22 protein-coding genes are annotated in these 22,365 nt (G+C 67.2%); 13 read left to right on the plus strand and 9 right to left on the minus strand.

Features of this window, described 5'->3' with window-relative positions:
- Window positions 1-5: 5 nt before the first annotated feature.
- The 3 genes from Q9235_RS12660 (at window position 6) to Q9235_RS12670 (ending at window position 2,440) form a co-directional block, all read left to right on the plus strand.
- Window positions 6-1,439: an amidohydrolase family protein gene (locus Q9235_RS12660; RefSeq protein WP_306227777.1), complete on the plus strand. Its 1,434-nt coding sequence runs from the start codon at window positions 6-8 to the stop codon at window positions 1,437-1,439.
- A 127-nt stretch (window positions 1,440-1,566) separates the two neighbouring features.
- Window positions 1,567-1,743, plus strand: a complete 177-nt coding sequence (locus Q9235_RS12665) for a hypothetical protein (RefSeq protein ID WP_293797176.1) — start codon at window positions 1,567-1,569, stop codon at window positions 1,741-1,743.
- Between the two features lie 97 nt (window positions 1,744-1,840).
- Entirely contained in the window at window positions 1,841-2,440 is a 600-nt protein-coding gene (locus Q9235_RS12670; protein WP_306227779.1) for an SCO family protein, read from the plus strand.
- Window positions 2,441-2,497: 57 nt separating this feature from the next.
- Here Q9235_RS12670 and Q9235_RS12675 read toward each other — a convergent pair whose 3' ends face one another.
- The 3 genes from Q9235_RS12675 to Q9235_RS12685 form a co-directional block, all read right to left on the minus strand.
- Window positions 2,498-4,360, minus strand: a complete 1,863-nt coding sequence (locus Q9235_RS12675; RefSeq protein ID WP_306227780.1) for a glycosyltransferase family 2 protein — start codon at window positions 4,358-4,360, stop codon at window positions 2,498-2,500.
- A 123-nt stretch (window positions 4,361-4,483) separates the two neighbouring features.
- Window positions 4,484-5,701 (minus strand): tryptophan synthase subunit beta, encoded by a 1,218-nt coding sequence (gene trpB / locus Q9235_RS12680; protein WP_306227781.1) that lies wholly within the window; start codon window positions 5,699-5,701, stop codon window positions 4,484-4,486.
- A complete protein-coding gene (locus tag Q9235_RS12685; RefSeq protein WP_306227783.1) occupies window positions 5,698-6,381 on the minus strand; it encodes a phosphoribosylanthranilate isomerase in 684 nt (227 codons plus the stop codon). Before Q9235_RS12685 ends, trpB begins: the two co-directional genes overlap by 4 nt.
- Before the next feature lie 101 nt (window positions 6,382-6,482).
- On the opposite strand from Q9235_RS12685, the gene Q9235_RS12690 reads away from it, so the two are divergent.
- From Q9235_RS12690 to Q9235_RS12705, 4 genes are all read left to right on the plus strand, one after another.
- On the plus strand, window positions 6,483-7,784 hold the full coding sequence (locus Q9235_RS12690; RefSeq protein WP_306227785.1) for a TAXI family TRAP transporter solute-binding subunit: 1,302 nt from the start codon (window positions 6,483-6,485) through the stop codon (window positions 7,782-7,784).
- 154 nt (window positions 7,785-7,938) lie between these two features.
- On the plus strand, window positions 7,939-9,762 hold the full coding sequence (gene typA / locus Q9235_RS12695; RefSeq protein WP_306227788.1) for a translational GTPase TypA: 1,824 nt from the start codon (window positions 7,939-7,941) through the stop codon (window positions 9,760-9,762).
- 5 nt (window positions 9,763-9,767) lie between these two features.
- Window positions 9,768-10,328: an ATP-binding protein gene (locus Q9235_RS12700; RefSeq protein ID WP_306227790.1), complete on the plus strand. Its 561-nt coding sequence runs from the start codon at window positions 9,768-9,770 to the stop codon at window positions 10,326-10,328.
- A gap of 170 nt (window positions 10,329-10,498) precedes the next feature.
- A complete protein-coding gene (locus tag Q9235_RS12705) occupies window positions 10,499-11,437 on the plus strand; it encodes an aldo/keto reductase (RefSeq protein WP_306227792.1) in 939 nt (312 codons plus the stop codon).
- Between the two features lie 9 nt (window positions 11,438-11,446).
- Here the strand turns inward: Q9235_RS12705 and Q9235_RS12710 are convergent, their stop codons facing one another.
- Window positions 11,447-12,112 carry a nitroreductase family protein gene (locus Q9235_RS12710; protein ID WP_465248468.1) on the minus strand — a complete coding sequence of 222 codons (666 nt, stop codon included), beginning with the start codon at window positions 12,110-12,112 and terminating at the stop codon, window positions 11,447-11,449.
- 95 nt (window positions 12,113-12,207) lie between these two features.
- On the opposite strand from Q9235_RS12710, the gene polA reads away from it, so the two are divergent.
- The 5 genes from polA to Q9235_RS12735 all read left to right on the plus strand — a co-directional run bounded on the left by polA (window position 12,208) and on the right by Q9235_RS12735 (window position 18,855).
- Complete coding sequence (polA, locus tag Q9235_RS12715; protein WP_306227795.1) at window positions 12,208-15,243, plus strand: DNA polymerase I; 3,036 nt, start codon at window positions 12,208-12,210, stop codon at window positions 15,241-15,243.
- A 93-nt stretch (window positions 15,244-15,336) separates the two neighbouring features.
- Window positions 15,337-16,479, plus strand: a complete 1,143-nt coding sequence (locus Q9235_RS12720; RefSeq protein WP_306227797.1) for an AI-2E family transporter — start codon at window positions 15,337-15,339, stop codon at window positions 16,477-16,479.
- Between the two features lie 117 nt (window positions 16,480-16,596).
- Complete coding sequence (locus tag Q9235_RS12725; protein WP_306227800.1) at window positions 16,597-16,956, plus strand: DUF883 C-terminal domain-containing protein; 360 nt, start codon at window positions 16,597-16,599, stop codon at window positions 16,954-16,956.
- A 2-nt stretch (window positions 16,957-16,958) separates the two neighbouring features.
- Window positions 16,959-17,384 (plus strand): hypothetical protein, encoded by a 426-nt coding sequence (locus Q9235_RS12730; protein ID WP_306227803.1) that lies wholly within the window; start codon window positions 16,959-16,961, stop codon window positions 17,382-17,384.
- Window positions 17,385-17,463: 79 nt separating this feature from the next.
- On the plus strand, window positions 17,464-18,855 hold the full coding sequence (locus Q9235_RS12735) for a sensor histidine kinase (RefSeq protein ID WP_306227805.1): 1,392 nt from the start codon (window positions 17,464-17,466) through the stop codon (window positions 18,853-18,855).
- A gap of 10 nt (window positions 18,856-18,865) precedes the next feature.
- On the opposite strand, the gene Q9235_RS12740 is transcribed toward Q9235_RS12735, so the two are convergent.
- The gene (locus Q9235_RS12740; RefSeq protein ID WP_306227808.1) at window positions 18,866-19,246 is read right to left on the minus strand and encodes a response regulator; all 381 of its coding nucleotides are present in this window, start codon (window positions 19,244-19,246) and stop codon (window positions 18,866-18,868) included.
- Window positions 19,247-19,410: 164 nt separating this feature from the next.
- Window positions 19,411-19,845: a DUF992 domain-containing protein gene (locus Q9235_RS12745; protein WP_306227810.1), complete on the minus strand. Its 435-nt coding sequence runs from the start codon at window positions 19,843-19,845 to the stop codon at window positions 19,411-19,413.
- A 181-nt stretch (window positions 19,846-20,026) separates the two neighbouring features.
- Here Q9235_RS12745 and Q9235_RS12750 point away from each other — a divergent pair, with 181 nt between their 5' ends.
- A complete protein-coding gene (locus Q9235_RS12750) occupies window positions 20,027-20,257 on the plus strand; it encodes a hypothetical protein (protein WP_306227813.1) in 231 nt (76 codons plus the stop codon).
- Window positions 20,258-20,270: 13 nt separating this feature from the next.
- Here Q9235_RS12750 and Q9235_RS12755 read toward each other — a convergent pair whose 3' ends face one another.
- From Q9235_RS12755 to Q9235_RS12765, 3 genes are all read right to left on the minus strand, one after another.
- Window positions 20,271-20,864: an extensin-like domain-containing protein gene (locus Q9235_RS12755; RefSeq protein ID WP_306227816.1), complete on the minus strand. Its 594-nt coding sequence runs from the start codon at window positions 20,862-20,864 to the stop codon at window positions 20,271-20,273.
- A gap of 281 nt (window positions 20,865-21,145) precedes the next feature.
- Window positions 21,146-21,310: a hypothetical protein gene (locus Q9235_RS12760; RefSeq protein WP_162260137.1), complete on the minus strand. Its 165-nt coding sequence runs from the start codon at window positions 21,308-21,310 to the stop codon at window positions 21,146-21,148.
- A 141-nt stretch (window positions 21,311-21,451) separates the two neighbouring features.
- Window positions 21,452-22,246: a response regulator gene (locus Q9235_RS12765; protein ID WP_306227820.1), complete on the minus strand. Its 795-nt coding sequence runs from the start codon at window positions 22,244-22,246 to the stop codon at window positions 21,452-21,454.
- Between the last annotated feature and the right edge of the window lie 119 nt (window positions 22,247-22,365).

The following is a 22,365-nucleotide window of genomic DNA, read 5'->3' on the forward strand; positions in this document are numbered from 1 at the left end:
ATGTCATGACGATCACGGTCATCAAGAACGCCGAAGTCGTTGTCGCCTGGGATGCGGAAGCATCTCGGCATGTCTATCTGCATGGCGCCGATGTCGCCTTCGAGGACGGCACGCTGCTTTATGTAGGACCCCGCTACGAAGGGCAGGCCGACGAGACCGTCGATGGCAGCGGGCGCATGGTCATGCCCGGCCTCGTCAATATCCACTCGCATCCCTCGAGCGAGGCGCTGAACAAGGGCTTCCTCGATGAACTCGGCTCACCCGCGCTCTACAATTCCTCGCTCTACGAGTTCATGCCGATCCTGCGGCCCGATGCCGAGACGGTGCCGGATTGCGTGCAGGTCGCCTATTCCGAACTGCTGCTTTCCGGCGTCACCACGCTCGCCGATCTCTCGGTCGCCCATCCCGGCTGGATCGATCTTGCCGCCAATAGCGGCCTGCGCGTCTGCGTCTCGCCGATGTTCCGCTCGGCCCGCTGGTACACGAAGAACGGCCATGTGGTCGAATATGAATGGGACGAGAAGGCTGGCGAGGCGGCCATGGAGACCGCCTTCGACGTTATCGAGCAGGCGCAGAAGCACCCGTCCGGCCGGCTCTTCGGCATGGTCTGCCCGGCGCAGATCGACACCTGCAGCGAAGGCCTGATCAAGGACAGCCATGCCGAAGCGAAGCGTCGCCGCCTGCCCTGGCAAATCCATGCGGCCCAGTCGACGGTCGAGTTCCACGAGATCACCCGCCGCCATGGCGTGACCCCGATCCAGTGGCTGGAGAAGCTCGGCGTGCTCGGCTCGACCAGCATCGTCGGCCACGGCATCTTCCTCGACGACTACCCGCGAGTCGGCTGGCACAGCCGCCGCGATCTCGCGCTCTTGGCCGAGACCGATACGATGGTCGCACATTGCCCTACGGTCTTCATGCGCCGCGGCATCGCGCTCGACGATTTCGGCCGCTATCGCCGCGCCGGCGTCCGCATCGGCATGGGCACCGACACCTACCCGCACAACATGCTCGAGGAGATGCGCCATGTCGGCTATGTCGCCCGCATGATGGCGGAGAACCCGCGCACGCTGACCACCACCGACATCTTCGAGGCCGCAACCACGGCCGGCGCCACCGCACTCGGCCGCGACGACATCGGGCGCCTGGAAGCCGGCTGCAAGGCCGACCTCGTCCTGGTCGACCTCAAGCATCCGATGATGCAGCCACGTCGCGACCCCATTCGCAGCATGGTCTATGCGGCCGCCGAACGCGCCGTCGACCGCGTCTATGTCGACGGCAAGCTCGTCGTCCGCGACGGCACCGTCCTGACCATGGACTATCCGGCTGCGGCTTTGCGCCTCCACGAAGGCCAGAAGCGGACGGAAGCGGCGGCGCCGGGCAATGACTGGATCAAGCGCCCTGTGACGGATTATTCGCCGCTGACCTTCCCGGTGAAGTGAGCCGCCGGATACCGGCATGAGCGGAAAATCGGCGATGCGCCCAACTCGGGGCGCATCGCTGCATCGTGAGGCCCCTGCGTCACGCCGCCCGCTTTCGGACGGCGCGATCCGGCGATAGGATGTGCCTATGTCGCAGGCAGACGAGACAGCGCAGACGGAGGCCGGCTCTTCGAGCCGTCTTGGCCTTATGCTGATCGGCGGAGGCTTCTTCGCCCTGTTCCTCACCGGCCTGCTGCTCTGGTGGCGCGAAGGCGACCGCCTCTTCACCGACGGTCTGATCGCCGCCATCGTCGCATGCTTCTAGGCATCGGTCCGAAGAGTGGGAACCGGTTTTCGGATCCTGCCGATGCCTGGAAAAATCGCTGTCTAGCGGCTGCTGCCGCCTGCCCGGGAATACCTGCGTGAACCGCCGTCTCGTCCTGCCCCTCGTCGTCTTCCTCGCCGGGGCGCTCGCGCTCGCCGCAGCCGCGATCCTGACCTTCTCGCCCGGCCGGCAGGGCGGCGGCGGCAGCGGCACGGCCAGCGTCGGCGGCCCGTTCACGCTGACGACGCAGGAGGGCAAGCCGTTCTCCGACACCGACCTGAAGGGTTCGCCCTTCCTGGTCTTCTTCGGTTTCACCCATTGCCCGGACATCTGCCCGACGAAACTGTTCGAGATTTCGGAGGCCCTGCGCGCGGCTGGGGACAGCGCCAAGGCGAAGGGCCTGAAGGCCCTGTTCATCACGGTCGATCCCGAGCGCGATACGCCCGACGTGATGAAGAGCTATCTCGGCTCCTTCGATCCGCGCATCGTCGGCCTGAGCGGCGATCGCCAGGCCATCGACGCCGTCATCAAGGCCTATCGCGCCTATTCGAAGAAGGTCCCGCTCAAGGATGGCGACTACACGATGGACCATACCGCGCTGGTCTATCTGATGGGCAAGGACGGCCAGTTCGTCGGCGCCTTCAATATCGAGCAGCCTCCGGCGCAGGCGGCGGCGGAATGGCTGCGCCACTCCTAGAGCAACCTCGCAGAAGCGGAATCCGCTGCGAGGAAGATCTGACGCTGGAGCAACCATCTAGAATGTTCCGGTAGGGCGTCGGCGCGCGAGCCCATGCTCGGTCTTGTTCCAGGCGAAGGGGCGCCTGAGATATTCGTAGAAGGCAATCCAGGCGGCGACCGAGATGAGCGCGTAATAGAGCGGGAGCAGGGGTACGAGCAGGAGCAGCCCCGGCGAACCACCGCGCAATGCGCCGACGATCGGCGGCACGAACAGGGCGATGCTGCCGAGCAGCCAGACACCGAGCGCGATGATCGAGGTCGCCGTGGCAAGCGTCCCCACCGGTTCGAACAGGGAGCCGTTCCAGCAGGCGATCAGGGCGGCGACGGCGAAGGCGGGATAGCCGAGGGCCGTCGCGACGGTGCCGAAGGCGAGCGACAGGAAGGCGAATGTCGCGGCCAGCCCCGCCTCGCGCGCCAGACGCACCGGCGCGCGCGAATGCGTCACCAGGGTCTGGATATAGCCCTTGATCCAGCGCGAACGTTGCTTGAGCCAGGCAGGAATCGAGACCGGCGCCTCCTCGCGCGTGTTGGAGGGCAGATCGCCGATCCGATAGCCGGCACGCACCAGCCGAAAGCCGAGATCGGCATCCTCGGTCACGTTCCAGGCGTCCCAGCCGCCCACAGCGCGCAGGGCTTCCGTCCGGAAATGGTTCGAGGTTCCGCCCAGCATGATCGGCAACTGGAACTGCAGCAGTCCGGGATTCAGAACTTCGAACAGCCCGGCATATTCCAGCGCGAACAAGGCAGGCAGCACGCCTTCGTCGTCATGGTCGATCACGAGCCTCGCCTGCAGGCAGCCGAGTTCCTTCGGGCCGCCGAGGAAGCGCGCCGCCGCCATCCGCAGTTGCTGCGGATCAGGAATATCCTCGGCATCGAAGATCGTGAAGAACGCGCCGCGCGCTTCGAGCAGGGCAAGGTTCAGCGCGCGCGGCTTGGTGCGCGGAAAGCCGGGCGGAACGACGGTCACGGAGAAATGCGGTGGCAGCGCCCTCTGCGCCAGCGCGTCGCGCATGGCCTGATCGTCGGTTTCGATCAGCAGGCGGATATCGAGCTTGGCCGGCGGATAGTCGAGCGCGCCGAGCGCATCGGTCAGTTGCGTGAGCACGGCAAGCTCGCGATAGAGCGGCACGGCGACCGTGTAGACGGGCAGGCGGGCATCGTCGATCCGCCAGCGATGGCTGCGCCAGAGATCTGGCGCCGAACGCTCGATCGAGGCCGCCAGCCGCAGCAGGATCAGGCCGAGGAAGAACGGGCCGAGCAGCAGCGCGAGCCCGAAGAAGGTTTCGAGCGGCGCGAAGGCGCCGCCGATCGCGGCAATCGCGACGCCCAGGCCGCCGGCGATCACCTGCCCCCGGCTCGCGCCGGTGCGGGCGCTGTCGCGCGCGAGCCCGGCGGAGTCGAGCCCGGCCGCGTGCTCGGCCAGCGCGCCGGCATTGCTGTGGCGCAGGGCGTCGGCGAAGCGGTGTGGGGTCGTCACCGCGATATCGTTGCGGTTGCGCGGCCCGGCCTCGATCATATGTCGCAGTGCCGGCCCCTCGGGCGCCAGGATGAAGCGGAAGCGCGCGTCGCCGTCGGTCGGGGCGATGCTCTGGCGCAGGATGGCTTCGTGCCTGCCGCCGGGTCTGAGTGGGGGAGGTTGCGCCACGAAGGCCAGTCCCATCTCGGCGGCCAGCGCCCTGTAAAAGCGGGTTTCGTCGATCAGGCCGCGTGCGATCGCTTCACGGAGCGGTTCGGTGCGGTTACGCCGGGATGCCGCGGCCACGCCTGCGAGGAATGAGGGCGGCAGGCCATGCCGGGTCAGGAAGGCGAGTTCGACCGGCAGGCCGGCTGAGCCGGGCCCGACCTCGATCGGACTGTCGTCGTTACCGCTGCCCCCCACTGGCCCCGGTCCCGCTCCACGCGACAATGCCCGGCGCGGCTGCGCCGGGAACAACCTATGCTGGTAGTTGACGTAGCGGGAGTCGAGGGGCCGCGCCTAGAACTTTGGACGAGGCCGGCCGCGTCAGCGCGCCGCCAGAATCTCCGCGACCTGCGGGATGTCCTTGTCGCCGCGGCCGGAGAGGTTGACCACCATCAGATGGTCCTTCGGCTTCTTCGGGGCGAGATCGGCGACGCGGGCGAGCGCATGCGCTGACTCCAGGGCCGGAATGATACCTTCCAACCTTGAGATGAGCTGGAACGCCTCGAGCGCCTCCTCGTCGGTGGCCGAGAGATAGGTCGCCCGGCCGACATCGTGCAGCCAGGAATGCTCCGGGCCGATGCCGGGATAGTCGAGCCCGGCCGAGATCGAATGGGCGTCCTTGATCTGCCCGTCATCGTCCATCAGCAGGAAGGTGCGGTTGCCGTGCAACACACCGGGGCGCCCGCCGGTGAGCGAGGCCGCATGCAGCCCGCTCGGGATGCCGTGGCCGGCGGCTTCCACACCGTAGATCTCGACGGAGGGATCGTCGAGGAAAGGGTGGAACAGCCCCATCGCGTTCGAGCCGCCGCCGATGCAGGCGACGAGCGAATCCGGCAGGCGGCCTTCGGCCTCCTGCATCTGCTCGCGGGTCTCCTTGCCGATGATCGACTGGAAATCGCGCACCATCGCCGGATAAGGATGGGGGCCGGCGACCGTGCCGATGCAGTAGAAGGTCGTCGCGACATTGGTCACCCAGTCGCGCAGCGCCTCGTTCATCGCGTCCTTCAGCGTCTTGGTACCGGATTCGACCGGTACGACGGTGGCGCCGAGCATCTGCATGCGGAAGACGTTGGGCGCCTGTCGGGCGACGTCGACCGCGCCCATGTAGACGATGCATTCGAGGCCATAGCGCGCGCAGAGCGTCGCGGTCGCGACGCCATGCTGACCGGCGCCGGTCTCGGCGATGATGCGCTTCTTGCCCATGCGCCGCGCCAGCAGGATCTGGCCGAGCACGTTGTTCACCTTGTGGGAGCCGGTATGGTTCAGCTCCTCGCGCTTCAGGTAGATCCTGGCGCCGTTGAAATGCTCCGTCAGCCGTTCCGCGAGATAGAGCGGCGAGGGCCGGCCGACATAATGCTTCAGGCCGCTGGTCATCTCGGCGTGGTAGGCCGGGTCGGCCTTGGCGGCGTTATAGGCCTCTTCCAGCTCCAGGATCAGCGGCATCAGCGTTTCCGCGACGAAGCGGCCGCCGAACAGGCCGAAGCGGCCGTTCTCGTCCGGGCCGTTGCGATAGCTGTTCGGGCTGGAGGGGGCGTTCATGCCGACAAACCTTCTTGCAGTGCCGCGGCGGCCTTGCGGGCCGATGCGATGAATTCCGCGATCCGGGCGGGGTCCTTGACCCCCGGCGCGCTTTCGACGCCCGATGAGACATCGACGCCCGCCGGCCTGGTGATCCCGATGGCTCCCACGACATTCGCCGGATCGAGCCCGCCCGATAGCATGAAGCGCTGCGAGGGGTCGAGACCGCCCAGCAGGCTCCAGTCGAAGGGTTTGCCATGCCCGCCGGGGAAGGCCGCATCCTTCGGCGGCTTGGCGTCGAGCAGGATGAGATCGGCGGCATCGCGATAGGTCGAGACGGCCTTGAGGTCGTCGGCCGTGGCGATGCCGAGCGCCTTCATCACCGGCCGGCTGACGGCACGGCGAAGCGCCGCGGTCCGCTCGGGCGTCTCGCGGCCATGGAACTGGAACCAGTCCGGCTCGAGAGCCTCGGCAAGCTCGGTCGCCTGCTGGTCGCTCCAGTCGACGACGAGCGCGACGACCTGCGTCTTGCCGCGCGCGATCCCGGCCAGTTCCCTGGCGCGCTCCAGCGTGACGTAGCGCGGGCTCTTCGGATGAAAGTTCAGCCCGATCATGTCCGCGCCGGCCGCGAGCGCAGCCTCCAGCGTCTCGGGGGTGGAGAGGCCGCAGATCTTGATCAGGAAGGGCGAACCATTGGACATGGCCCGGCGTTTAGCACGGTCTGTTCGCGCGTGCATGCCGTACTTGCGACATGATGTCGAAGGAAGCCATGCTTGCGCGGGGCGAAGAGAGGGGGCGTTGATTGATCCGGCTTGGCATGGGCAGGCGCGGGCTGGCGATCACGGCGGGGCTGCTCGCCGTTTCCGGCCTCGTCGTGGCGGCGTTCTACTATATCGGCCAGCCGCGGACCCTGCGCCTTGCGGTCGGGCCGCTCGGCTCCGAGGATGCCCGCATGGCTGCCGCCTTCGTGCAGGGCCTCAACCGCGACAAGGCCTCGGTACGCCTGCGCCTCGTCCTGACGGAGGGCTCTGAGGACAGCGCCAAGCGGATCGATGCCGGCCAGGCCGATCTCGCCATGCTGCGCGCCGATATCGCCATGCCCTCGACCGCCGACACGGTCCTGATCACGCGGCGGACCTTCCCCTTCTTCATCACCCGGGCCGACACGGCGATCGGCCGCATCGCCGAATTGCGCGGACGCAGGATCGGCGTGTCCCGCAATCCGGCCGGTAATCTCACCCTGCTGAAGCGGGTGCTGGCACAATACGAGGTCCGGCCCGAGGAGGTCGAGATCGTCGGCCTGAGTCAGGAGGAGATCGTGCCGGCGGCCAAGGAGAAGCGCATCGACGTCTTCTTCTCGATCAGCTCGGTCGGCTCCCACACCAATAATGACGGCCTGCGCCGCCTGCGCGAGGCGTGGGGTAACGATCCTGTGCTGATCCCGGTCCGCGAGGCCGATGCGCTGGCGGCCCATTACCGCGCGATCGAATCCGGCGAGATCGTGCGCGGGGCCTTGGGCGGCGACCCGCCGCGCCCGGCCGAGAGCCTGCAGACCATCTCGATCACCTCGCGCCTCGTCGCGGCGCAGAGCCTCGACGACAATCTCGTCGGCGAACTGACCAAGGATATCCTGGGCCTGCGTCTGACCTTGGCCTCGGAACTGCCGGCCGTGCAGGCGCTGGAGACGCCCTCGACCGACAAGGACGCGCCCCTGCCGGTCCATTCGGGCGCTGCCGCCTATATCGACGGCGAGCAGGAGACCTTCTTCGATCGCTATGGCGACTGGTTCTATATCGGCGCCATGGCGCTCTCGGCCGTGGGCACCGGCGGCGCCGCCTTGCTCGGCCGCGAGAGCGCCAACCGGCGCCGGCGCGCCATGTCGGGCCTCGACGAATTGCTGGAGCTGCTCAACGCCATCCGCTCTTGCGAAGATGAGGTGGAATTGATGCGGCTCGGCCGCGAGGCTGACCAGATCCTGACGCGCGTGCTCGCCGATTACGCCAAGGGCGATCTCGATACGGCTGCGCTCGCCGCCTACCGGCTTGCGATCGATCAGGTCGGCCGGGCGGTCGCCGAACGGCAGCGGGCGCTGGCCGAGACCTGAGCGCATTTACTTTTCGGCAGCGTCTGCGGTTGCCGAAAAGCCCGCCAGCGTTTATGTGCAGCGCAACGAATTCCAGATTCACGTGAAACAGGCTGCGCCGGCGGGGCATCGCTCCAGACCGGCTCGTGGCCTTGAAAGCAAGGCCCAGACCCGCATGTCCATGCGCAACATCGCCATTATCGCGCACGTCGACCATGGCAAGACCACGCTCGTCGACAAGCTCCTGCAGCAGTCCGGCACTTACCGCGACAACCAGCGCGTCATCGAGCGCGTGATGGATTCGAACGATCTCGAAAAGGAGCGCGGCATCACCATCCTGGCCAAGGCGACCTCGGTCGTCTGGAAGGATACGCGCATCAACATCGTCGACACCCCTGGCCACGCCGATTTCGGCGGCGAGGTCGAGCGCATCCTGAACATGGTCGACTCGGCCATCGTGCTGGTCGATGCGGCCGAGGGCCCGATGCCGCAGACCAAGTTCGTGGTCTCCAAGGCGCTGAAGCTCGGCCTTCGCCCGATCGTGGCGATCAACAAGGTCGACAAGCCCGACGCCCGCACCACCGAAGTCATCAACGAGGTCTTCGACCTCTTCGCCGCGCTCGACGCGACCGACGAGCAGCTCGATTTCCCGATCCTCTACGGTTCGGGCAAGCAGGGCTGGATGGCCCATTCGCCGGAAGGTCCGCAGGATAACGGCCTCGCGCCGATGTACGACCTCATCCTCTCCCACGTGCCGGAGCCCAAGGTCGAGGAAGGCCCGTTCCGCATGATCGGCACGCTGCTGGAGGCCAACCCCTATCTCGGCCGCATCATCACGGGCCGCGTCACCTCGGGCACGGCCAAGCCGAACCAGACCGTCAAGGTGCTCTCCGGCGACGGCTCGACCGTCGAGACCGGCCGCATTTCGAAGATCCTCGCCTTCCGCGGCCTCGAGCGCCAGCCGATCGAAGAGGCTGTCGCCGGCGACATCGTCTCGATCGCGGGCCTGGTGAAGGGGTCGGTCGCCGACACCTTCTGCGACCCCGCCGTCACCGACCCGATCGCGGCCCAGCCGATCGACCCGCCGACCGTGTCGATGACCTTCATGGTCAACGATTCCCCGCTCGCCGGCACCGAGGGTGACAAGGTCACCACCCGCGTCATCCGCGACCGCCTGTTCAAGGAGGCCGAGGGCAATGTCGCGCTGAAGATCGAGGAAGCTTCCGACAAGGACAGCTACATCGTCTCCGGCCGCGGTGAATTGCAGCTCGCGATCCTGATCGAGACCATGCGCCGCGAGGGCTTCGAGCTCGGCGTCTCCCGTCCGCGCGTCGTGCTGAAGCGCGGCGAGGACGGCCAGCTTCTGGAGCCGATCGAAGAGGTCGTGATCGACGTCGACGAGGAGCATTCCGGCGTCGTCGTGCAGAAGATGTCGGAGCGCAAGGCCGACATGCTGGAGATGCGTCCGTCCGGCGGCAATCGCCTGCGCCTCGTCTTCCACGCCCCGACCCGCGGCCTCATCGGCTACCAGGGCGAATTGCTGACCGACACGCGCGGCACCGCGATCATGAACCGGCTGTTCCATGACTATCTGCCCTACAAGGGCGAGATCGGCGGGCGCCGCAACGGCGTGCTGATCGCGATGGAGACCGGCGAGGCCGTGGCCTACGCGCTGTGGAACCTCGAAGACCGCGGCCCGATGATGATCGAGCCCGGCTGGAAGGTCTATCAGGGCATGATCGTCGGCGAGCACACCCGCGAGAACGATCTCGAGGTGAACGTGCTCAAGGGCAAGAAGCTCACCAACATCCGCACGACCTCGAAGGACGAGGCCGTTCGCCTGACCCCGCCGATCCGGATGACGCTGGAGCGTTCGCTGGCCTGGATCGACGACGACGAGCTCGTCGAGGTTACCCCGAAGTCGATCCGCCTGCGCAAGGGCATTCTGGACCCGAACGACCGCAAGCGCTCGCAGAAGCAGAAGGCCGAAGTAGCCTGAGCGGCTTGTCCGGCGCAGACGTCGAGATCCTCCTGCTCACCGGCCCCGCAGGGGTCGGCAAGTCGACCTTGTGCTGGGAGATCAGCGGGTTGCTGGCCGAGGCCGGCATCCCGCATGCGGCGATCGAGAGCGATGAGCTCGATCGCGTCTACCCCAAGCCCGGCGCGGAGGAGCTCGCTCCGCTCGCCCCCGGCGCGCGCGATGTCAGCCAGCTCAACCTGGCGGCGCTCTGGGCGACCTATCGCGCGCTCGGCCATCGGCGCCTGCTGATGTCCGGTGTCATGCTCCATCCCGCTTTCGACAGGCGCTGGATTCTTGCGGCCATTCCCGAAGCTCGCATCACCATTTTGCGCCTGCGCGCTGGTGACGAGGTCTTGCTCGCGCGTCTCGACCGACGCGAGCAGGGCGGCGGACGCGACGCGCAGATCGAGCGCAGCCTGCGCCAAGCCCGGCGCATGGCGGGCGAGGCGGCTGAGGACTACCTCGTCGTCGATACGGATGGGCAGTCGCCAGCGGAGCTGGCCCGCTTCGTCCTGGCCCGAACAGGCTGGCTGACACCAGCCTGAACCGCCAGCCCGTTCGGCTGCCGCGTGTCCGCCCTGCACCGGGCGCCATTGTCTCGCCGCACCGGCTCTGATCCTCTGCCGCCCTCTAGATCATCGTGTTGTCGCATCGGATCTTTCCGAAAAGTGGTGCCCACTTTTCGGTCCGATGCGAAAGGGGAAGGATCACCACCATGCAATTCCGCAATCTCGGCCGCTCTGGCCTGCGCGTCTCGCTCGTCGGGCTGGGCTGCAACAATTTCGGCGGCCGCATCGATCTCGACGCGACGCGCAAGGTCGTCGATGCCGCGATCGAGCATGGCATCACACTGTTCGACACGGCCGATATCTATGGCGAGCGCGGCGGCTCCGAGACGGCGCTCGGCGAAGTCCTGGGCGCGCGCCGCAAGCAGATCGTGCTCGCCAGTAAGTTCGGCATGGATATGGATGCCGAGGGCGTGAAGAAGGGCGGTTCGCGCCGCTACATCATGAACGCCGTCGAGGATTCGCTGCGGCGCCTCAAGACCGACTGGCTCGATCTCTACCAGCTCCACCGGCCGGACGCGCTGACCCCGATCGAGGAGACCTTGCGCGCCCTCGACGATCTCGTCCGCCAGGGCAAGGTCCGCTATGTCGGATGCTCGAACGTCGTCGCCTGGCAGGTCGCCGATGCGCATTGGACGGCGCGCGATCTCGGCATCCCCGGCTTCGCCTCGGCGCAGGACGAGTACAGCCTGCTGAAGCGCGGCGCCGAGAAGGACCTGATCCCGGCCATCGCCCATTACGGCATGGGCCTGCTGCCCTATTTCCCGCTCGCCAACGGCGCGCTCACCGGCAAGTACAAGCGTGGCGCGGCGATGCCGGAAGGCGCGCGCCTGACCAAGCTGCCGCAGCGCGCCGACGAGATCTTCAGCGCCGATAACTGGCGCCGGATCGAGGGCCTGACCGCCTTCGCCGAGCAGCGCGGCCATACCCTGGTCGAGCTCGCCTTCTCCTGGCTGGCGGCTCAAGCCGTCGTCTCCAGCGTGATTGCCGGCGCGACCAAGCCGGAGCAGGTCGCGGCCAACGTCAAGGCGGCGGACTGGGCGCTGAGCGCGGAAGACCTCGCCGAGATCGACAAGATCACCGCCTGAGCGAGCGGATCACAGGAAGGTCGCGATCTCCTCCAGCGGCTTCTTGCCGATGGCGGGAACGCGGCAATCCTCGTTGGGATAGCCGACGACGAGCAGGATCAGCGCCTTCTCGTTGTCGGGCCGCCCGCACAGCTCGTTGAGGAAGTTCATCGGGGCCGGCGTATGCGTCAGCGTCGCCAGCCCGGCATCATGCAGCGCCGCGATCAGGAATCCGGTCGCGATGCCCACCGATTCCGGCACGTAATAGTGCTTGATCCGATTGCCCTCGGCATCGACGCCCCAGCGCTGCGCGAAGATCGCGATCAGCCAGGGGGCGGTCTCCAGGAAGGGCTTCTGGTCATCCGTGCCGAGATGGGCGAGCGCGTCCAGCCATTCCTCGCCGGCGCGGCCGGCATAGAAGGCGCGCTCTTCCTCTTCCGCGCCCTCGCGGATCAGCTTCTTGCGCTGGGGGTCGCAGATGCAGACGAAGCTCCAGGGTTGCTGGTTGGCGCCGGACGGCGCCGTGCCGGCGACGCGCACCGCCGTCTCGATCAGTTCCCGCGGCACCGGCCTGTCCGAGAACTCGCGCACGGTGCGGCGCTTGCGCATGCGGGCGAGGAAGGCTTCCGCCCGGCCCTGCATCTCCGCTTCCGGGACACCCTCGAATACGAGGGGCATGGTGACATAGGGACTCACAGGCACTTCGCTCCTGACGCATTTTGGCCAGCTTGCTGCGAATCGCGGGCCGGATGCAATGGACCCGTTGCGCCGGCCCGCTTATGGTCCGCGCCATGAGCGAGAAAGCCACCACCGCCCCCGCCCTGAAGCCCGGCGACCATCTCTTCCTGGTCGACGGCTCGAATTTCATTTTCCGGGCCTATTTCCAGTCGATCAACCAGGACCGGAAATACAATGCCCGCTCGGACGGCTTGCCCTCCGGCGCGGTCCGGCTCTTCGCGACCAAGCTGTTCCAGTTCGTGCGCGAGGGCGTGCTCGGCGTCCGGCCGACCCATCTCGCCATCGTCTTCGACAAGTCGGAGAATTCGTTCCGCAAGGCGATCTACCCGGCCTACAAGGGGAACCGCTCCGAGCCGCCGGCCGATCTCATCCCCCAGTTCCCGCTGATGCGCGAGGCAGTGCGCGCCTTCGGCCTGATCCCGGTCGAGCAGGATGTCTACGAGGCCGACGACCTGATCGCGACCTATGCCAAGCAGGCCCGCGAGGCCGGCGCCGACGTGCTGATCGTCTCCGCCGACAAGGACCTGATGCAGCTCGTGAAGCCGGGCGTCGCCATGTACGATCCCGCCTCCGGCGACCAGAAGAAGGGCGCCGGCTTCCGCGCCGAACGCCGCATCGGCGAGCCCGAGGTCGTCGAGTATTTCGGCGTCATGCCGGACAAGGTCACCGACGTGCAGGCGCTTGCGGGCGATGCCACCGATAACGTGCCGGGCGCGCCGGGCATCGGCATCAAGACGGCCGCCCAGCTCATCGGCGAATATGGCGATCTCGAAACCCTGCTTGCGCGGGCCGGCGAGATCAAGCAGCCGAAGCGACGGGAGACGCTGACCAATCCCGAGGTGATCGAGAAGGTCCGCATCTCCCACAAGCTCGTCAGCCTCGTCGACGACGTGAAGGTCGAGACGCCACTGGAAAACCTGACGCTGGAGCAGCCCGATCCGGCCAGGCTCATCGCCTTCCTCAAGGCGATGGAGTTCACCACCATCACCAAGCGGGTCGCCGAGGCCTATGAGGCCGATGTCGGCGCCGTCGATGCCGACCCGGCCCTGGCTCCGGGGGGCGCCCGGGCGGCCGAGCTCAAGGCGCTCTATGCCGGCGCGGATGCGATGGAGGGTGCGGTCTCCGGCTCCGCTCCGGTTGCGCCTGCCGCCGCTGCCTCAGCCGCCCCCGGTGGCGAAGACGGCTGGCTGAAGCCGGCCGATCTCGCCGCCGCCCGCAAGAACGAGGCGATCGCTGGCAAGATCGACCGCTCGAAATATGAATGCGTGCGCACGCTCGCCGATCTCGAACGCTGGATCGGCTGGGCCTATGAAGCCGGCCATGTCGCGCTCGATACCGAGACCAACTCGCTCGACGCGATGCAGGCCGATCTGATCGGCGTCTCGCTTGCGGTTGCGCCGGGCCGCGCCTGCTATATCCCGCTCCAGCACCGCGGCGGCGATGGCGGGCTCTTCGACGAAGGCCTGCTCGAAGGCCAGATTCCGCTGGCGCAGGCGGTGGCGGCCCTGAAGCCGCTGCTCGCCGATGCCGGCGTGCTCAAGATCGGCCAGAACCTGAAATACGACCTGCTCATCCTGGAGCGTCACGGCCTTGCCGTGTCCGGGATCGAGGACACGATGCTGATCTCCTATGCGCTCGATGCCGGCACCAACAGCCACGGCATGGACAAGCTCTCGGAACTGCATCTCGGCCACGAGACGATTCCGTATGCGCAGGTCGCCGGCACCGGCAAGTCGCAGGTCACCTTCGACAAGGTGCCGCTCGACCGGGCGACCGACTACGCCGCCGAGGATGCCGATGTCACGCTCCGGCTCTGGCTCGCGCTGAAACCGCGCCTCGCCGCCGAGAAGAAGACGGCGGTCTACGAGGTGCTGGAGCGGCCGATGGTCGAGGTCCTCGCCAAGATGGAGCGCCGCGGCATCGCCATCGATCGGCAGATCCTTTCCCGTCTCTCCGGCGATTTCGCGCAGGGGCTCGCCCGGCTGGAGGACGAGATCTACGAGCTTGCCGGCGAGAAATTCACCATCGGCAGCCCCAAGCAGCTCGGCGACATCCTGTTCGGCAAGATGGGGTTGGAGGGCGCCAAGAAGACCGCGACCGGCCAATGGGCGACCGGCGCCGGCGTGCTGGAAGAGCTCGCCGAGCAGGGCCACGCGCTGCCCTCGAAAATCCTGGAATGGCGCCAGCTCGCCAAGCTGAAATCGACCTATACCGACTCGCTGCCGGGCTATGTGAATCCGCAGACCAACCGGGTCCACACCTCCTATGCGCTGGCGGCGACGACGACGGGCCGGCTCTCCTCGTCGGAGCCGAACCTGCAGAACATTCCGATCCGCACCGAGGCCGGTCGCAAGATCCGCACCGCCTTCGTGCCCGAGAAGGGCTACAAGCTCGTCTCGGCCGATTACAGCCAGATCGAACTGCGCCTGCTCGCCCATATCGCCGAGATTCCGCAGCTCCGGCAGGCTTTTGAGGATGGCATCGATATCCACGCGATGACGGCGTCCGAGATGTTCAGCGTGCCCGTGGAGGGCATGCCGAGCGAAGTGCGCCGCCGCGCCAAGGCGATCAATTTCGGCATCATCTATGGCATTTCGGCCTTCGGCCTCGCCAACCAGCTCGGTATCGGCCGCGAGGAGGCGAGCGCCTATATCCGCAAATATTTCGAGCGCTTCCCCGGCATTCGCGACTACATGGACCAGACCAAGACCCATGTCCGCGCCCATGGCCAGGTCACCACGATCTTCGGCCGCGTCTGCCACTTCCCGGCGGTCGCCTCGAAGAACCCGTCCGAGCGGGCCTTTGTCGAACGCCAGGCGATCAACGCCCCGATCCAGGGTTCGGCCGCCGACATCATCCGCCGGGCGATGACCCGCATGGACTCGGCGCTGGCCGCGAACCGGCTCAATGCCCGCATGCTCCTGCAGGTCCATGACGAGCTCGTCTTCGAGGTGCCGGAGGCCGAGGTCGAGAAGACCCTGCCGATCATCGATAAGGTGATGGTCGAGGCGCCGCATCCGGCCGTGCAGTTGCGCGTGCCGCTCGCGGTCGAGGCCCGCGCCGCCGGCAACTGGGACGAGGCTCACTGAGCGCCTCCGGCCGGCCGGAACCCGGCCGATCCTTCCGGCGTTGATCCCTCCGACGCGCCAAGGGGGGCGCGGTTCGCGCGTTGGAAGCATCCCATGCTCAGTTCATCGGCCTGGCGGCCGTTCCCGCGCTACATGGCGGAGCCGGAACCGGCGGAGGAAAGCGCCGAGGTCACGGCCCATGAGCACGACCTCATCGTCCGCTATGCCATCGTCGGCATCTTCGTCATCCTGGCCACGGCCTCGCTGGCGCTGACCAAGGTCATCGCCATGCCTGTCATGGCGGGCGTCATCTTCGGACTCGTGCTGGGGCCTCTGGTCGACCTGCTGGCGCGCCACCGGGTGCCGCAGCATGCGGCCGCCGCGCTCGTCGTTCTGCTCTTCATCGGTCTGCTCTTCGGCGCGGTCGCGATCCTCGCCGTGCCGGTCGCCGGCTGGAGCGACCAGGCGCCGGCAATGATGGCGGCCCTGCAAGGCAAGCTCGCTGGCGTCTTCGCCTTCATGGACGAGTTCAAGCGCGGCATCGCCTCGATCACCGGCAAGGGCGCCGAGCTCAGCGTTTCGCAGGGCAACCCGCTCTTCGATATCGCGTTGACCTCGTCCGCGGCGGCGGGCGGCATGCTGATCTTCGTCGCCACGGTCTATTTCTGGTTGGCGACGCGGCGCCATCTCAAGGCGCGGGTTCTCAGGCTCTGTCTGGGGCGGGGCGCGCGCCGCTCGGCCGGCTCCTTCTTCGAGGAGATCGAGGCGCGGGTCGCCCGTTATTTTGCGCTGGTGACCACGATCAACCTCGGCATGGGCGTCCTCACCATGACGATCGCCTGGCTTGCCGGCCTGCCCTTCCCGGTGTTCTGGGGCGCGCTCGCCTTCCTGCTCAATTATCTCGCCTTCATCGGCCCGATCATCGTCGCGATCCTGCTCCTGGCCGGTGCCCTGCTCGATGCGCCCTCGATCCTCTCCGCGCTCTGGCCGGCGACGGCCTATTACGTCCTGCACCTGATCGAGGGCAATGCGGTCACGCCGGTCTTCGTCGGCAACCGATTGACGATCTCGCCTTTCCTCGTCTTCATCTCCTTCATCTTCTGGCTTTGGCTCTGGGGGCCAGTCGGCGCGGTGCTTTCGACGCCGATCGTCATCGTCGCCATGGTGGCGCAGGAGGAATTTGGGCGCTATCGCCGTGAGAAAGCCAAGGCGGAAGCCGAAGAGGCCGAAAAGCCCGCCGCGGCCGAGGCCGCCTGAGCGGCGTTTCCGGAACAGAATCTCGGCGCGCGCGTTGCCCGATCGAGCGGTGGCCCTTGCGGCCACGGCGCCTCCTCCCCACCATCTCACTTCCATCAGCGACAGGATCTTACCGTCATGGCCACCACGACATCCGCGAAACGTCAGGTTGCCGCCGCTGCCAAGCGCGCCAAGGCCGAGGTCGAGGCCGGCGCCGAGGATGTCGCAGCCGAGGCCCGCCAGGCCGGCGCCCGTGCCAAGCGTCAGGCGAGCGCGCTGGAGGACACGCTGACCCGCAGCGCCGAGGATATCGCGGCCACCGTCAGCGAGCGCCTGCGCGCCGTCGGCGTCGACACCGACAAGATGGTCGATGTCGCCAAGGAGCAGGCCACCGAACTGCAGCAGTTGATCGAGGATGAGATCCGCGAGCGGCCTTTGCGTGCGCTCGGCATCGCGGCGGCGGTCGGCCTCTTCGTCGGCTTCCTGTCGGCGCGCTGATCATGTTCGGGGGGATCGGATCGTTCATCTCCTCGGAGGTTTCCGGGGTGGTGAGGCGCAATGTCACGGTCTACGGCCTGTTCGGCCTCGCAGCCTTGCTGATGCTGTGCGCCGGCGGCTATGCGCTGAACGCCCTGCATACCGTGCTGGTGCTGCGCTACGGCGCCGTCGCCGCGAGCCTCTGGATCGCCGGCGGCCTGTTCCTTGCTGGCCTGCTGGCGCTCGGCATGGCCGTCATCGTCAAGAACCGCCGTCGGCCGCCGCGCCCGGCCGCGACCGCGGCTCTGGCGGCCGCGCCGCTGGCGGCAAAGCTCATCGGCTCGCGCTTGAGCTGGCGCATGGCGGTGGCCGGCGGCATCGTCGTATTGGGCGCGATTCTGGGTCGCCAGATCGTCGCGGGCGGTTCGGATGACGATGGGGAAGCCTGATTCCGTGCCAAATGGCGGCATTTACGAGGCATGTCTTTTTACATAGGGATGTCGTCATGCGTCCCTTAACAAGACCTGCATGTCTGCTCAGGTGAGGCCTCGCAACCGCTTCCCGATGCCGGTTTTTCCGGTCTTCGGCTCGCGTCTTCGCTCGGCGACCACCACGATCATCGCGATCGGGGTGGTCGCGGTCGCAGTCGTGCTTGCCGCCTGGATCAACCAGCAGGCGCGGCAGACGGCGGACCGCGTGTCCCATGCGATCGAGATCCGCGAGCGGGCCGAACGTTTCCTCGGCCGGATGCGCGATGCCGAAACCGGGCAGCGCGGCTTCCTGCTGACCGGCGAGGCCGCCTATCTCGAACCGTTCACGGAAGGACGGGCTGCGGCAGGGCCCGAACTCGACATCCTGGCTGCTCTCGTCGACGCCGACCCCGTCCAGAAGGAACGTGTCGCGGCACTGCGTGCGGCGATGGGCGCCAAGTTCGCGGAGCTTGATCGAACGATTTCGCTGGAGCGGGCCGGCCGCCGGGCCGAAGCGTTGGCTCTCGTCCGCAGCGAGAGCGGCATCGCCGCGATGGATCAGTTGCGCGACACCGTCCAGGCGATCCAGCAGAGCGAGAACATCCGGCTGAGGTCGCTCTACAGCCGGGAGGAGCGCCGCCGCCTCTGGGGCAGCACCGGCATCGTCATCGCGCTTGCTGGCCTTGCCTTCGCCGCCTGGCAGCAATTGCGCCGCCGCCAGCGCCGCAGCAATGCGCTGGCGATCAGCAATGCCGAGCTCGAGCAGATCGTGGGCGAGCGTACACGCCAGCTCGAAAGCGAGCGCCTGCGCATCGAGGCCTTGCTGCGGGACGTCAATCACCGGGTCGGCAACAACCTCGCCATGGTCTCGGCGCTGCTCAACGTGCAGAGCCGTCAGGCCCGCGAGCCGGCGGTCAAGGCGGCGCTGGCGCAGGCGCAGTCGCGCATCCAGGCGATCGCGGCCGGCCAGAGGCGGCTGCGCCTCGACATAGAGACCGACGAGATCGATGCGCGGCCCTATATGGAGGACCTGCTCGCCGAGATCGGCAAGGCGGCCGAGGGCCGGCCGATCCGGATCGATCTCGACATGGAGGCGATCCGTCTCCCCGGCCGCGACGCCGTGTCTTTCGTGGTCATCGTGAACGAGCTCGTCACCAACGCGATCAAGCACGCCTTCCCCGATGGCATGGCGGGGCGGATCGCCATCCGCTTCGCGCCGGCGGATTACGAGGGCGAGCCGGCTCTGTCGATGTCGATCGAGGATGACGGCGTCGGCATGCCCGCGGAGGCGGCGAGCAAGGGCCTCGGCCAGACCGTGATCGCGAGCCTGCTGCGCAGCATGCGGGCGGTGATGACCTCCGAGCCGGTTCGTCCCGGGGAGGCCGGGCGTCCGGGCACGCGGGTGACGATCGTCTTTCCGAAGCGGGAAGCGCTGCCGGCTTCGGCCTGAAGCCGCGAATTCAGACCTGGGCCGTCTTCACGGCCGACGCGCCGATGGCGCTTTTGACGAAGGCCGCGACCTCGCGCGTGGAGAACGGCTTGCGCAGGAAGCGCACGCCGCGCAGCGTCACCGGCACCTCATGCGGAGCCGATCCCGAGACGAAGGCGAAGGGCGTTCCGGTTTCCTGGAGGGCGCTTGCGACATCGAAGGTCTTGCCGCCGACCACGTCGATGTCGAGCAGGGCGCAGGCAAGTTGCTTCGTCGTCATCCGCCGCGCTTCGGCCACGGATTCGACCACGATCAGCTCGACCCCGTCGCCGAGCTGGTCGGCCACGGCGCTTTCGATGTCCATCGCGATGAACGGGTCATCCTCGACGATGAGTACGCGGATATCAGCCATCGACCGGCTCTCTCACTCACTGCAATCTCTGTTACGCGATCTCAACGTGACAGGATTGGCGATGTTCCTGCTCTGGCGCCCCAGCATGGCGGAAAGCTTAGGATTTGAGTCGATTTTGAGCGGTCAAGGTTAGCAAAAGGTAATCTTGCCTCCCGTTCGGCGCGTCAGCGCCGCCGGCCGGGTTCGACGAGCGTCAATTCGAGCGCGGTGACGCCGATCGCGACATTGATGCCGCGATTGCCCTGGAGCGGCAGCGGCAGCAGGGTCGCTTCATTGTCCTTGCCGCCGGACAGCGCGTTGCCGGGGGTGGAGGGAGCGCTCGTGCTGCCGCTCTTGTAGGACCCGCCCAGCGCGCCCAGCGGCGCCCGCGCATAGGGACCATAGACGCGCCAGACCATGGTCGCTGTCCGGACAGCGCCGAGGTCCAGGCTGAAGCTCCTGACGATCCCGGTATATTGCTGCATCGGCCCGCGACGCGGCCTGAAGCGGCAGTCGGTCGGGCGCTGCGACTTGGCGATGGCGTTGAAATTGGTGCCGACGGTGCAGGATAGCCGCCCTGTCGGAGGGCCGCCGCTCTGCGCCGCGGCAGGCTCATGCATTCCTAGGACGCCGGCGAGGGCAAGGGCGGTTAGACAGGCTCGGTGATGCCCTCGGCTCATCGCGAATGCTCCTCGTGAACTGGCGGGACGAACGCCCCAAGAAACCCACAGTTCCGCGTTAGGGAACCGGGAGGAGTTTGTAGCGTTGGCTTTTCATCTTGGCATGGGAATGTCGATGTCCGTGAGTCGTCCTCTTGGGGAAACCCCAACAATAATCGATCCCGATCTCGTGATGGCGCTGCCGCCATTCTGGGAGCTCGAGGATCTCGTCGCCACGGGACTCGATCAGGCCGCCGCGCTGGCCGTGATGGCGGCGCGCCGCAACGGACCCCGGCTGGTCGGCGACCTCGCCTGGTCCGGTGACGAGCAGGGCTTCCTGCTGCGCTTCGATCCGGCAGATCGCTCCCACTAACGCTGATTGCTCCCTACTGACAGAAGCGGGACGCGCGCGAGCGTCGCTCCTGGGTGTCGACATGCAGGTGATTGGCATGGGCGGCGTCCGAACCGGGCCCCAGCGTCGTCATGAAGGCGCCGCAGGCCGATTGCCTGACGGCGTCGAGAAAACGGTTCTGAGCCAGGCCGCTCGGCTTCTCCACCACGATCTGTGATGCATTCTCAGCGCTGCCCAGCTTGAAGGCGAAGATATCCAGCGCCTGGCCGGTGGCGTGCTCGCTGATCGGCCCGGCCGAGGCCCGGTTGCGCCGTCGGCATTCATGTCCGCCACCCACGCGCAACGCTGCGAGATCCTGCTCGAAATGCCCGCGTGCCAGCGGCTGGACGCTGCGATCGAGCCAATCCGCCAGCGTCCGGACCATGGCGCAGCTCAGCAGGGGCGGCGGTTCGAAGGCTACGGTCGCGGCCCCGCCCGGCCCCCTGATGGCGAGAGCCTCGACACGGACCGGCTCGCTGACCCGACAGGCCGGATCGTGATCCTGCGGGGCAGGGTTGGCCGGCTTGAGCTTGTTGCCGGGGATGGCGGCAAGCGCCGTCAGGCAGGAACTCTGTTCGGCCGGTATCACCGCGCCCTCGGCCCTTGTTGGAGCGGGCGCTGCAGCGGGGGCAGGCACAGAGCTCCGCGGCTCGGCCTTTCCCGCTCCGTCCGGCATGGACGGTCGCAATTCGGGTGGTCGCGGCGGAGGGTGCTGCTTGGAGAACGGCGCGTTGACCGGAGCGGCCACGCCCAGGCTCGACACCAGGCACAGGCCGAGCGCGGCGAGCGTGGTCACAACGCTCCGCCCGGTCCGGCGTGATTTGCGGAGCGCCGGTGCTTGGGGCGGGCTGAGGCTGGGCGGAGAACCGGCTAGCTGTCCAGGGCAGAGGCGCTGGCGATCGTGATGCCGGTCAGGCCGGCGAGCGCCAGGGACAGGATTTCCGCGCTCGGCGCCCCCGGTTGCACGATTCCGGTGAACAATGCAGCTCCGATCGATAGTGCCGCGATAGCGGCCGAGAAGCAGGTCGTCGCCATGATCCACGCCCTCCCCAACTGCAAACGAAACTGTCATTCCACGCGGAACGCATCATCTCCGCACGGGTTCCCGATTGGCAAGAAAAAAGGCCCGCGGAGGTAAGCCGCGAGCCTTGATCGACTTCGAATGGAATCGAAGCGTCAGGCGGCCTTGCGGCCGGCGCGGCGGTCGAAGAACAGGGCCTGGCTGATCGCGGCCTTCACGGCCTCCGGCTGGAACGGCTTGGTGATCAGGAAGGCCGGCTCCGGGCGGTCTCCGGTGAGGAGCCGTTCGGGATAGGCGGTGATGAAGATCACCGGCACGTCGATCGAGGACAGGATCTCGTTGACCGCATCGAGGCCCGAGCTGCCATCGGCGAGCTGGATATCGGCGAGGACGAGGCCCGGCCGCTTCTTGGCGACGAGCGCGATCGCCTCTCGCTGCGTCCGGGCGACGCCGGTGACGCTGTGGCCGAGCTCCTCGACCATCGTCTCGATGTCGAGCGCGATGATCGGCTCGTCCTCGATGATCAGCACCTCGGTCGCGACCTGCTCGGCGATCTCCTGCCCGGCGGTCTGGATCAGGGACGACGCCTCGGCGGCGCTGATGTCCATCACCTTGGCGACATCGTCGATCGGGAAGCCCTCCACCGTCCGCAGCAGGAAGGCCTGGCGCGGACGCGGGGTGAGCGCCTCAAGATTGCGCTCGGCCGGCGCGCGCGACAGCTCGATCACAGGCGCTGCGGCATCGACGCTGGCCGAGGACCAGAGCTTCAGGAAGGTCCGGTACAGGCCGATGCGCGGATCGAGGTCGCGCGGGAATCCCGAGGGGTCGGCGACGAGGGCTTCGAGCATGGCGACGACATAGGCGTCACCGCTCGGCTGGCTTCCGCAGAGCGCCCGCGCGAAGCGGCGCAGATATGGAAGATGAGGCGCAATTTCTTTTGCAATCGACATGAACGCGTCCCTTTTAGCGTGCCGGAATAATGACTTAGGATGCGCTGGAAACAAGGAATTTATTTTTTCCGAACCGTGGAACCTTGTTGGGGGATGCCTGTTATTAAGGCGTATTGGTG

The sequence above is a fragment of the Bosea beijingensis genome, assembly GCF_030758975.1.
Classification (GTDB): Bacteria; Pseudomonadota; Alphaproteobacteria; order Rhizobiales; family Beijerinckiaceae; genus Allobosea; species Allobosea beijingensis.